This window comes from Streptomyces sp. NPDC059564, assembly GCF_042735575.1.
In the GTDB taxonomy this organism is placed as follows: Bacteria; Actinomycetota; Actinomycetes; order Streptomycetales; family Streptomycetaceae; genus Streptomyces.
In genome coordinates this window covers 1-10,718 of the sequence record NZ_JBHWBP010000266.1, presented here as the reverse complement: position 1 = coordinate 10,718, position 10,718 = coordinate 1, and the positions used below count along the sequence as shown (strand labels likewise).

The window sequence follows — 10,718 nt, the reverse complement described above, 5'->3', positions numbered from 1 at the left end:
GTCGGCCCCGCCTCCCGTCCGGGAGGCGGGGCCGACGTGTTTCAGGGGCGCCGACCGTCAGCAGTCGTCGTCGTTCCCACCACGGTCTTCCCTGCCACCGCCACGCTCTTCCTTGTCCCCGCGGTCCCGCTTCTCCGACTTCTCCTCACGGTCGCGCTTGTCCTCGCGGTCGCGCTTGTCCTCGCGGCCTTCGTCCTCGTCGCGGTCCCGCTTGTCCGACTTCCCCTTGCGGTCCTGCTTCTCGTCGCGGTCCTGCTTGTCCTCGCGGTCCCGCTTCTCCTTGCGGCCTTCGTCCTCGTCGCGGTCCTGCTTCTCCGACTTCCCCTTGCGGTCCGACTTCTCCTCGCGGTCCTGCTTCTCCGACTTCTCCTTGCGGTCCTGCTTCTCCTCGCGGTCCTGCTTGTCCCCGCGGTCCTTCTCCTTGCGGTCCTGCTTCTCTTCCTTTTGCTGCTTGCGCTGGTCGTCCTTGCGGCGGTCCTGGTCGTCACCCTTGCCGGGCTTGCGGTCGGCCTTGTCCGTGTCCCGCGTCTTCTCCTCGCGGTCCTCGGCCTCGTCCTTGCGGTCGTCGCGGTCGTTGCGGTCGTCGTCCTTGCCGTGCCCGAACGCCCCGCCAGCGGCCGCGGCCGCGCCGCCAACGCCCGCGCCGATCGCGGCGCCCACCGCCGCACCCGCACCCGCGCCTATGCCGCCACCGCCACCGCCACCGCCGCCGCCACCGGCTCCACGGCCACCACCACCGTGGTCATTGCGGTCGCCCTGGGACTTGTTGCCGTCGTCGGTGTCGGTGTCGCCCTTGCCCTCGGGCTTCGGGTCGACGACGTCCTTCATGCGCTCGTGCGCGCGCACCTCGAACTGCTCGCGCGAGTCCTTGTTCACGTGCGGCGAGCTCGGGGTGACGTCACCCTCGCCCCTGCCGCCCTTCGCGGCCCGGTCGACGCCCTCGGCGACCTTGGCCCGGGTGTCCCGCTGGACGGCGTCGGCGGCCTGGCCCGCGCCCGCCTGCTCGCCCTTGTCGGCCTGCACCGACACCTTGGCCAGCGCATCCTCGCCGGCCGCGTGGGCGGCGGGGGCTCCGAGGGCCGCGGTGGCCACCGCGGCCATCCCGACCATGGTCACCGCGCGTAGAATCTTCGCTTTCACGGACATGCGAGAGCTCTCTCCTGGTCTGAATGCGTGGGGGTAACCAGGGCTGTCCGCCCCGGACTTGAGCGCATCAGACCACAACAGCGGCCAGCCGTTCCGCCGAATCGATCACTCGGCAGTCAAAATACAAAGGATTGTTTACTGTTGTTCACACCGCCGGCCGTCACCCATACGGCCCGGTTCGGGCCGCGAGGGCCGGGTAGGGGACGGCCCGTCCTTCCCCGCAGCGCCACCCGGAGGCATCCGTGCCCGACATGAACGGCCCCTACAAGCCCGGCACCCCGTGCTGGATCGACCTGATGGTCCCCGACCAGCAGGCGGCCCTCGACTTCTACAGCGACCTCTTCGGCTGGCAGGGCGAGGTCGGCCCCGCCGAGACCGGCGGGTACTCCGTCTGCACCCTCAAGGGCAAGCCCGTCGCCGGGATCATGAAGGCGATGAACCCGGACGGCAGCATCCCCGACCCGATGCCGCCGACCGTCTGGACCACGTACCTGGCCACGGACAACATCGACGGCACCGCCAAGTCCGTCACCGACGCCGGCGGCACGGTCATGATGGGCCCGATGGACGTCATGGAGATCGGCCGGATGGCCGTGATCGCCGACCCGACGGGCGCCGTCGTCGGCCTGTGGCAGCCCGGCACCTTCGACGGCGCGGGCATCGTCAACGAGCACGGCGCGCTCATCTGGAACGAGCTGACCACCGCCGACCTCCCGGCCGCCTCCGCGTTCTACTCGTCCATCCTGCCCGTCACCACGCACCGCTCCGAGATGCCCGGCGCCGAGGGGTACATCGAGTTCCAGGTCGACGGCCGCGCGGTCGGCGGGATGATGGACCTGTCCGAGCTCCCGCCGGGCGTCCCCCCGCACTGGCAGGCGTACTTCCACGTGGACAGCGTCGACGAGGTCCAGGCCGCGGCCGTCCGCGCCGGCGGCACCGTCCTCGCCCCCGCCTTCGACATGGCGGCCGGCCGGATGGCCGTCCTCGCCGACCCGCAGGGCGGCGCCTTCTCGGTGATCACCTCAACGACCACCGAGCAGCCCGGCTAGGCACGATGTGGCGCGGCCCACAGGGAACGTTCCCGGGCCGCGCCTCCTCCTCGGGGTGTCGGTCCTTCCGCCACCACACCCCGGGGAGCACCCCATGGTCGACCTCACCACCCGCCGCGCCGGCCTGGCCCTCGCCGGCCTCCTCGCCGCCGACGGGCTCGCGCACCTGTACTGGGCCACCGGCGCGACCTGGCCCGCCGCCGACGCCCGGGCCCTGTCCCTGGCCGTCCTCGGCGCGGAGGTCCCCTTCACCCCGCCCGTCGTCCTGCCCCTGGCGGCGGCCCTGTTGACCGCATCGGCGGCGGTCGGGGCGCGCGCGTACGGCCGGGGCGGGCGGGCGGCCGCGCTGGTGACGGGGGCCGTCGCCGCCGGGCTGACCGTACGGGGCCTCGCCGGGGCGGGCTGGGCGCTGGGCCTGGAGGCGGGCGTCGAGGGTGCGGGCCCGGCCTTCCACCGGCTGAACCTCCTCCTCTACACCCCGCTCTGCGCGGGCTTCGGCTGGGCGGCCGTACGCGTCCTGAGAAGGTCGCCCCGTGACCACTGAACGCCGGGACCGGGGCGTGGCCCTCGCGCGGGCGGCCCGCGCCGGGAGCACCCTCGCCCTGCACGAACTCCTCGACCACCTCACCCCGTACGTGGCGCGGATCTGCGAGCCGATCGCCCTGGCGGACGGCCCGGACGCCACCCAGGAGGCGCTGGTGGCCGTCTTCACCTCCCTGCGCTCCCTCAAGGACCCCCAGGCGCTGTACGGGTGGGTGCGGGCGATAGCGGTACGGGAGGCCGTCCGCACGGCCCGGCGCGCGGCCCGGGCGCGGCCCGCCGAACTGGCCGACGTACCGGAGCGCGGGGATCCGCAGCTGGCCGCCGACATCGCCGACGTCCTGGCCCGGCTCTCCCCCGACCACCGGGCCGTCCTCGTCCTGCGGGACGTGGAGGGCCTGGACGAGGAGTCCGCCGCGGCCCTCCTGTCCATCCCGCCCGGCACCGCCAAATCCCGGCTCAGCCGGGCCCGTTCGAGCTTCCCGAAGGCGTGGTCCGCATGACGCACCCCCTCGACCCCGTACGCCGGCTGCGCGTGATGGCCGCCGCCGTCCCCGGAGCCCGCGTCGTCGAACGGGTGCTGCCCGCCCCCCTGGAGGCCGTGTGGGCGGTGATGGGCGACCTGGAGGGCGGGTTCGGGGCGTTCCAGCCGGACATGCGCGAGGTGCGGGTGGTCCGGGTGGACGGCGACCGCGTGGAGGCGCTGGCCCGCAGCCACCACGGTTTCCGCGCCCGCCTGCGGGGCTACGTCCGCCCGGGCTGGTGCTGGCTCCAGAGCCGGTTCCTGATCATCGGCATGGCGGCGGCCCCGGAGCCGGGCGGCGGGACCCGGATCGCCCTGACGGGCGGCGTACGGGTCCCCGGCCGCGCGGCGATCGTCCCGCTGGGGGCGCGCCGCGAACTGGAACGCGCGGCGACCCGGCTGGAGGCCCTGCTCCTCAGTTCGGGGTGACCCGCCACCGCCGACGGAACTCGCACCACACCGCCTTCCCCGGCGCCCGGGGCACCGCCCCCCACGCATCCGCGAGCGCCTCGACGATGAGCAGCCCCCGCCCGGGCTCCCCGTCCACGATCCGCGACAGCCCGGGCCCGCTGTCGTGCACCTCGACGCGGACGGTCCCGTCGTAGTGGAGCAGCCGCACCAGGTAGCCCCGCCCGCGCGGGACGCCGTGCCGCAGGGCGTTGGTCGCCAGTTCGCTCACGCAGAGCAACATGTCGTCGGCCCGCCGGTCCACACCCCAGGCGTGCAGGGTGTCACGTGTGAACTGTCGTGCAGCAGCGACGGTTTGGGGCGCGCGGAGGTAGAGGCGCTCGTTCAGGAGAGCAGCCTGAGTATGCAGATTCACGGGACGATCGTCGCGCGGAGTGACTAGCCTGTGACTGAGCGCCGACCCGTACTCATCAATGAGTACGGGTCGGCACGGGGTAATCCACGGGCACGGGTGGGGAGTTCGCTGTCATGCCACCGAGGAAACGCGCACGGCCGAACGCGACGACCATGAAGATGGTCGGCGCGCAGGTGGCCGCAGCCCGCACCGCCAAGAATCTGACCCAGAAGCAGCTCGCGGAACTGGTCCGCGTGGACGAGGAGACGATCGCCTCGATCGAGCAAGGCCGCCGCGCCCTGATGCCGCATATCGCGGAGCTGATGGACTTCCATCTGGGCCTACCGGGGCTGCTGGCCGTGGCAGCCCACGGAATGCCCGAGAGGGACCCGAGCCCTTCTTGGGCGGAGGAGTACTTCGACCTTGAGAAGCGCGCCATCGCGATCAATTGGTACGAGTCCATGGTCATTCCGGGGGTCCTCCAGACCGAGAGCCACGTGCGGGCCCTCCTCCGCTGTCGCGTCCCGGCTTTTCTTCCGGAGGAAATCAACAGGCTGACCACTCGGCGACTTGGCCGGGTGCACATCATGCACCGCATGCAACCCCCGAACCTCACCTTCGTGATCTCGGAAGCAGCTCTCCGCGACCGGATCGGCGGCGACGCCGTCTACGCCGAACAGGTACGCCATCTGATCGTCTGCATGGACAACCCGCACGTCACCATCCAGGTGCTGACACTCGGCCAGACGTACCACCCGGGCCTGTCTGGCGCATTCACCATGCTGGAAACACCCGAGCACGAACACATCGGCTACTTCGAAGGCCAGCGCAGCAGCAAGCTCGTCACCGACCCGGATGAGGTCAGCATCCTGGCCCAGCGATATGCCATGCTGCGAACTCAGGCCCTCAACCCCCTGGAAACACGAGGCCTGTTGGAGCGCATGCTAGGAGAGCTATGAGCACCACACTGAAGTGGTTCAAGTCCAGCTACAGCAGCCCCGACGGCGACAAGTGCCTGGAAGTCGCCATCGACTGGCAGAAGTCCTCGTACAGCGGCGACGACGGCGACGCCTGCGTCGAGGTCGCCACGGGCGCGCACACGGTCCACGTCCGGGACTCCAAGGACACCGGTGGTCCCGTCATCGGGGTCGGGTCCACCGCCTGGGCGGGGCTCACCGGCTGGGTGCGGGGCACCCACCGCTGAGGCCCCGCCCGAAAACGGGGTCAGTGGGTCAGCGGATACGAATGCCGGCCCGTGGCTTCGTCGATCTCGCCGTGGGCCTTCTGCAAGAGCTGGCTCGCGAGGTCCATCAGGGCCCGCGACCCGGCGATCTCCTCGCCGACCCTCAGCTGCTCCGGGTCGGACGGGTGCCGCATGGCGTACCCGCGTGCCCTGACCTCGGAGCCGTCACCCAGTCTGAGCATGGCGACCGCGTTGGTGCGGTGGCCATCCTCGGTGAACTCCATCTCGACATGCCATCCGACGAGCGTGGACATGGCCGATCACCTCCACAGTGCCGTGCCGCCTGTCCCTCCAGCGTGCTCCTCACACTCCGCTAGGGCCAGTCGACCAGGGCGGAGAACACCAGCACGTTCAGCAGGACCGCCCCCGGTGCCGCCAGCGCCAGCGCCACCCGGCGCGCCCGCTGCCCGCGCCGCCACGGCAGGGCCCAGCACGCCACGAGCAGGATCAGGACGAGGACCAGCCCGCCCGTGAACACCGGCCACGCCAGCTCGAAGCTCGCGTCGAAGCTGTCGGACGCCCCGCCCTCGCAGGAATCGCAGGCCATCGGTGACAGCCCGGCGAAGAACAGGGAGACCGCGGCGGCGGGCAGCGTCAGCAGCGTGGAGAGCAGGGGCGCGACGTACGCACGGGAATCACGCTCGGCGGGGGCGGCGGGGGTGGTGGTGTCCATGCCCCCACTCAAGCGGGACGGCGGCGGGCCGGCATGAGTGTCCGTACTCATCCCGGCCCGCGCCGCGCACTCAGCACACTCAGCGGGCCTGCCGCAGCCAGCCCGCGACCTCGGTCGCCCAGTACGTGAGGATCGTGTCGGCGCCCGCGCGCTTGATGCCGAGCAGGGTCTCCAGGATGGCCCGGTCGCGCTCGATCCAGCCCTTCTCCGCCGCCGCCTCGATCATCGCGAACTCGCCGCTGATCTGGTACGCGGCCACGGGAACCTCCACCGCCTGCGCGACCCGGTACAGGATGTCCAGGTAGGGGCCGGCGGGCTTGACCATGACCATGTCGGCGCCCTCGTCCAGGTCCAGCGCCAGCTCGCGCAGCGACTCGCGGGCGTTGGCCGGGTCCTGCTGGTAGGTCTTGCGGTCGCCCTGCAGCGAGGAGGCGACCGCCTCGCGGAAGGGCCCGTAGAAGGCCGAGGTGTACTTCGCCGTGTACGCGAGGATCGAGACGTCCTCGTGGCCGGTCTCGTCGAGCGCGTCGCGGATGACGCCGACCTGGCCGTCCATCATGCCGCTCGGGCCCACCACGTGGACGCCCGCGTCGGCCTGGACCTGGGCCATCTCCGCGTAGCGCTCCAGCGTCGCGTCGTTGTCGACGCGGCCGTGCTCGTCGAGGACCCCGCAGTGGCCGTGGTCGGTGTACTCGTCCAGGCACAGGTCGGACATGATGACGAGGTCGTCGCCGACCTCGGCCTTCACGTCGCGGATCGCCAGCTGCAGGATGCCGTCGGGCTCGGTGCCGGCCGTGCCCAGCGCGTCCTTGTTCTCGTCCGCCGGGACGCCGAACAGCATGATCCCCGCGACGCCCGCCTCGACGGCCTCGACGGCGGCCTTCCGCAGCGTGTCCCGGGTGTGCTGCACCACGCCCGGCATCGCCGAGATGGCGAGGGGCTCGCTGATGCCCTCCCGGACGAACGCCGGAAGGATCAGGTCCGAGGGGTGCAGCCGGTTCTCCGCGACCATCCGCCGCATCGCCGGGGTGGTGCGCAGCCGCCGGGGCCGCGAGCCGGGGAAGGATCCGTACGCGCTCATTCTCAGTCGCCTCTTCGAGCATCGACAGCAGTCGCAGCCCAGCCTAGGGGCTCCCCCCGCCCCACTCCGCGCCGCCCGCCCGGCGGGACCCGATCCGCGGGCCACCGTAGCCGCGGGCATGCGGAAGGGCCCGGGCGCGATGGGGATGTTTCCCTTCACGCCCGGGCCCTTCCCCGGTTCTGCCGACCGTCAGGTCGTACGCCGCCTGCGGGCGCCCGGGCGGCGTTCGCTCGGGCGGGACACCGTCTCGCCGGCCTCCTTGGCGGCCTCACGGCGCGCCTCGCCGTACGCGGCCAGCGCCTCCGCCAGCTTCGACACCGACGGCTCCGGGGACAGCACGTCCACGCGCAGCCCGTGCTCTTCCGCCGTCTTGGCCGTCGCCGGGCCGATGCAGGCGATGACGGTCACGTTGTGCGGCTTGCCCGCGATGCCGACCAGGTTGCGGACGGTCGAGGACGACGTGAACAGCACGGCGTCGAAGCCGCCGCCCTTGATCGCCTCACGGGTGTCCGCCGGGGGCGGAGAGGCCCGCACGGTCCGGTAGGCCGTGACGTCGTCGACCTCCCAGCCCAGCTCTATCAGCCCGGCGACCAGCGTCTCGGTCGCGATGTCGGCGCGCGGCAGGAAGACGCGGTCGATCGGGTCGAAGACCGGGTCGTACGGCGGCCAGTCCTCCAGCAGCCCGGCCGCGGACTGCTCGCCGCTCGGCACCAGGTCCGGCTTCACGCCGAACTCGACCAGCGCGGCCGCGGTCTGCTCGCCCACCGCGGCGACCTTGATGCCCGCGAAGGCACGCGCGTCGAGCCCGTACTCCTCGAACTTCTCCCGTACGGCCTTCACCGCGTTGACGGAGGTGAAGGCGATCCACTCGTAGCGCCCGGTGACGAGCCCCTTGACCGCCCGCTCCATCTGCTGCGGGGTGCGCGGCGGCTCCACGGCGATGGTCGGCACCTCGTGGGGCACCGCGCCGTACGAACGCAGCTGGTCGGAGAGCGAAGCGGCCTGCTCCTTGGTGCGCGGTACGAGGACCCGCCAGCCGAACAGCGGCTTCGACTCGAACCAGGCCAGCTCCTCGCGCCGTGCTCCGGCGCCCTGCTCACCGACCACGGCTATGACGGGCCGCGATCCCTCGGGGGAGGGGAGCACCTTGCCCTGCTTGAACACCTGGGCGATGGTGCCCAGGGTCGCGCTCCAGGTCCGCTGGCGGGTCGTCGTACCGCCCACGGTCACCGTCAGCGGGGTCTCGGGCTTGCGCCCGGCCGACACCAGCTCGGCGGCCGCGCTCGCGACGGTCTCCAGGGTGGCGGAGACGACGACGCTGCCGTCGCTGGCGCCGACCTCGCTCCAGCAGCGCTGCGAGGCGTGCCGCGCGTCCACGAAGCGGACGTCGGCACCCCGCTCGCCGCGCAGCGGCACACCGGCGTACGCGGGTACGCCGACGGCGGTCGCGACACCGGGCACCACCTCGAAGGGGATCCCCTCGTGGGCGCAGGCCAGCATTTCCCCGGCCGCGTTCCCGTCGAGCCCGGGGTCGCCGGTGACGGCACGGACGACCCGCCTGCCGGAGCGCGCGGCCTCCATGACAAGATTGGTCACGTCTTCGGGAGTCGACGCCGTGCGGATCGCCGGGACCCCGGCGGCTGCTGACAGTTCGTCAGCGACCGTCAGCTGCGGCGTGTCGACACCCGCGCGCGCGTGGGTCCGTACGACGTCGAGCACCTCGGGCTCCGCGATCAGCACGTCCGCGGCGGCGAGCGCCTCCACGGCGCGCAGCGTCAGCAGACCCGGATCGCCGGGGCCGGCACCGAGGAAGGTGACGAGCCCGTGGACGGCGACGCCCGGAAGAGCGGAGGGGGTGGGGCTTGAGGGGTTCAAAGGGATCGCTCCCCCATCAGACCGGCCGCGCCCTTGGCCAGCATCTCGTCCGCGAGTTCGCGGCCGAGCGCCATGGCCTCGTCGTACGACTGGGGCACGGGACCGGTGGTGGACAGCTGCACCAGCGTGGTTCCGTCGAGGGTTCCGACGACACCGCGCAGGCGCATTTCATTGACAATCTGCCCGTCGGCCAGAAGGTCGGCGAGCGCGCCCACGGGCGCGCTGCAGCCGGCCTCCAGGGCGGCGAGCAGGGCTCGTTCCGCGGTCACGGCGGCCCGGGTGAACGGGTCGTCGAGCTCACCGAGTGCGGCGATGAGGTCCGCGTCGGACGCGAGGCACTCCACGGCCAGGGCTCCCTGGCCGGGCGCGGGCAGCACGTGGTCGACGTCGATCAGGTCGGTCGCCTCGTCGCCGCGGCCGATCCGGTTCAGCCCGGCGGCGGCCAGCACGACCGCGTCGAGTTCGCCGTCGCGCACGAACCCGATGCGGGTGTCGACGTTGCCGCGGATCGCGACGGTCTCGATGGTCTTGCCGAGGCCCCGGGCGTACGCGTGCAGCTGCGCCATGCGGCGCGGCGAACCGGTACCGATCCGGGCTCCGTCGGGCAGCTGCTCGAAGGTCAGCCCGTCGCGGGCGACGAGCGCGTCGCGCGGGTCCTCCCGCTTCGGCATGGCCGCGATGACCAGCTCGTCGGGCTGCGCGGTCGGCAGGTCCTTCAGCGAGTGCACGGCGAAGTCGACCTCGCCGCGGACCAGCGCGTCACGCAGCGCGGTGACGAACACCCCGGTGCCGCCGATCTGCGCGAGGTTCTCGCGGGACACGTCACCGTAGGTCGTGATCTCCACGAGCTCCACCGGCCGGCCGGTGATCGCCCGTACGGCCTCGGCGACGTGCCCGGACTGGGACATGGCCAGCTTGCTGCGCCGCGTGCCGAGCCTCAGGGGCTGGTCGGGACGTGTGTTCATGATGCCCGTCCTGGGTCGTCATCGTTCTTCGGATCGGCCGCGTCCGCCCGGCTGACGGATGCCACCGTCTGAGGGTCGAGGTCGAAGAGTTCGCGCAGCGCCTCCGCGTACCCGGCGCCGCCGGGCTCGCTCGCGAGCTGCTTGACGCGCACGGTCGGCGCGTGGAGGAGCTTGTCGACGACGCGGCGGACGGTCTGGGTGACCTCAGCCCGCTGCCGCTCGTCGAGGTCGGGTACCCGCCCGTCGAGCCGTGCCACCTCCATGGCGACGACCTCGGCGGCCATCGCCCGCAGGGCGACGACGGTGGGGGTGATGTGCGCGGCCCGCTGCGCGGCGCCGAAGGCGGCCACCTCGTCGGAGACGATCGTGCGCACGGCGTCGACGTCGGCGGCCATCGGCGCGTCGGCGGATGCCTCGGCCAGGCTCTCGATGTCCACGAGCCGCACGCCGGGGATCCGGTGCACGGCGGCGTCGATGTCCCGGGGCATGGCCAGGTCCAGCAGCGCGAGCCGCACGGCGCCGGCGTCGACGCTGCTGCGCACCGTCCGCCGCGGCTGCCGCTGCGCGGCGGCCTCTCCCTGATCGGCCCAGGTCCCGTGCAGTTCGAGCGAGCTGGCGTCGACGCCGGTGAGCGCGGACCGCCCGTCGGCACCAACAGGGCAGCCGTCCGGCTCGACAACGGGAGCCATGGTCCGCGCGGCCCCGGCATCAGCCATCCGCCGCCCCGCTTCCGCGGCGGCAACGAGCCGCGCCACGACCGCGGCGTCGGCCGCGACGGCCCGGCTTCCAGTCGGGGCACCGGCAGCGGCGAAGCCGTCGGC

The 10,718-nt window shown here is 72.6% G+C and carries 13 protein-coding genes and 1 pseudogene; 6 read left to right on the top strand and 8 right to left on the bottom strand.

Annotated features, from left to right (window positions below; genetic code table 11):
- Positions 1–57: 57 nt before the first annotated feature.
- The gene (locus ACFV0Q_RS31020; protein ID WP_385009744.1) at positions 58–1,146 is read right to left on the bottom strand and encodes a 30S ribosomal protein S10; all 1,089 of its coding nucleotides are present in this window, start codon (positions 1,144–1,146) and stop codon (positions 58–60) included.
- A 251-nt stretch (positions 1,147–1,397) separates the two neighbouring features.
- On the opposite strand from ACFV0Q_RS31020, the gene ACFV0Q_RS31015 reads away from it, so the two are divergent.
- From ACFV0Q_RS31015 to ACFV0Q_RS31000, 4 genes are all read left to right on the top strand, one after another.
- Entirely contained in the window at positions 1,398–2,195 is a 798-nt protein-coding gene (locus ACFV0Q_RS31015) for a VOC family protein (RefSeq protein WP_385009746.1), read from the top strand.
- A gap of 94 nt (positions 2,196–2,289) precedes the next feature.
- The gene (locus ACFV0Q_RS31010; protein WP_385009743.1) at positions 2,290–2,739 is read left to right on the top strand and encodes a DUF3995 domain-containing protein; all 450 of its coding nucleotides are present in this window, start codon (positions 2,290–2,292) and stop codon (positions 2,737–2,739) included.
- Positions 2,729–3,238: an RNA polymerase sigma factor gene (locus tag ACFV0Q_RS31005; protein ID WP_385009741.1), complete on the top strand. Its 510-nt coding sequence runs from the start codon at positions 2,729–2,731 to the stop codon at positions 3,236–3,238. The genes ACFV0Q_RS31010 and ACFV0Q_RS31005 overlap by 11 nt, the downstream gene beginning before the upstream one ends.
- Positions 3,235–3,687, top strand: a complete 453-nt coding sequence (locus ACFV0Q_RS31000; protein ID WP_385009739.1) for a hypothetical protein — start codon at positions 3,235–3,237, stop codon at positions 3,685–3,687. The genes ACFV0Q_RS31005 and ACFV0Q_RS31000 overlap by 4 nt, the downstream gene beginning before the upstream one ends.
- On the opposite strand, the gene ACFV0Q_RS30995 is transcribed toward ACFV0Q_RS31000, so the two are convergent.
- Complete coding sequence (locus ACFV0Q_RS30995; RefSeq protein WP_385009737.1) at positions 3,674–4,081, bottom strand: ATP-binding protein; 408 nt, start codon at positions 4,079–4,081, stop codon at positions 3,674–3,676. The genes ACFV0Q_RS31000 and ACFV0Q_RS30995 overlap by 14 nt on opposite strands.
- Before the next feature lie 152 nt (positions 4,082–4,233).
- Between ACFV0Q_RS30995 and ACFV0Q_RS30990 the strand changes: the two genes are divergently transcribed.
- Together ACFV0Q_RS30990 and ACFV0Q_RS30985 are read left to right on the top strand one after the other, a co-directional pair.
- Complete coding sequence (locus tag ACFV0Q_RS30990) at positions 4,234–5,019, top strand: Scr1 family TA system antitoxin-like transcriptional regulator (protein WP_385009735.1); 786 nt, start codon at positions 4,234–4,236, stop codon at positions 5,017–5,019.
- A complete protein-coding gene (locus tag ACFV0Q_RS30985; protein WP_385009733.1) occupies positions 5,016–5,264 on the top strand; it encodes a DUF397 domain-containing protein in 249 nt (82 codons plus the stop codon). Before ACFV0Q_RS30990 ends, ACFV0Q_RS30985 begins: the two co-directional genes overlap by 4 nt.
- Before the next feature lie 20 nt (positions 5,265–5,284).
- Here the strand turns inward: ACFV0Q_RS30985 and ACFV0Q_RS30980 are convergent, their stop codons facing one another.
- The 6 genes and pseudogenes from ACFV0Q_RS30980 to ACFV0Q_RS30955 form a co-directional block, all read right to left on the bottom strand.
- Positions 5,285–5,557 (bottom strand): DUF1876 domain-containing protein, encoded by a 273-nt coding sequence (locus ACFV0Q_RS30980; protein ID WP_385009731.1) that lies wholly within the window; start codon positions 5,555–5,557, stop codon positions 5,285–5,287.
- A 59-nt stretch (positions 5,558–5,616) separates the two neighbouring features.
- On the bottom strand, positions 5,617–5,976 hold the full coding sequence (locus ACFV0Q_RS30975) for a hypothetical protein (protein ID WP_385009730.1): 360 nt from the start codon (positions 5,974–5,976) through the stop codon (positions 5,617–5,619).
- 79 nt (positions 5,977–6,055) lie between these two features.
- Positions 6,056–7,057 (bottom strand): porphobilinogen synthase, encoded by a 1,002-nt coding sequence (gene hemB, locus ACFV0Q_RS30970; RefSeq protein ID WP_385009729.1) that lies wholly within the window; start codon positions 7,055–7,057, stop codon positions 6,056–6,058.
- A gap of 189 nt (positions 7,058–7,246) precedes the next feature.
- Positions 7,247–8,932, bottom strand: a complete 1,686-nt coding sequence (locus ACFV0Q_RS30965; RefSeq protein WP_385009727.1) for a uroporphyrinogen-III synthase — start codon at positions 8,930–8,932, stop codon at positions 7,247–7,249.
- The gene (gene hemC, locus ACFV0Q_RS30960) at positions 8,929–9,897 is read right to left on the bottom strand and encodes a hydroxymethylbilane synthase (RefSeq protein WP_385009725.1); all 969 of its coding nucleotides are present in this window, start codon (positions 9,895–9,897) and stop codon (positions 8,929–8,931) included. The genes ACFV0Q_RS30965 and hemC overlap by 4 nt, the downstream gene beginning before the upstream one ends.
- Positions 9,894–10,718: pseudogene (locus tag ACFV0Q_RS30955) on the bottom strand (glutamyl-tRNA reductase); the annotation flags it as partial. The pseudogene ACFV0Q_RS30955 and the gene hemC, both read right to left, overlap by 4 nt.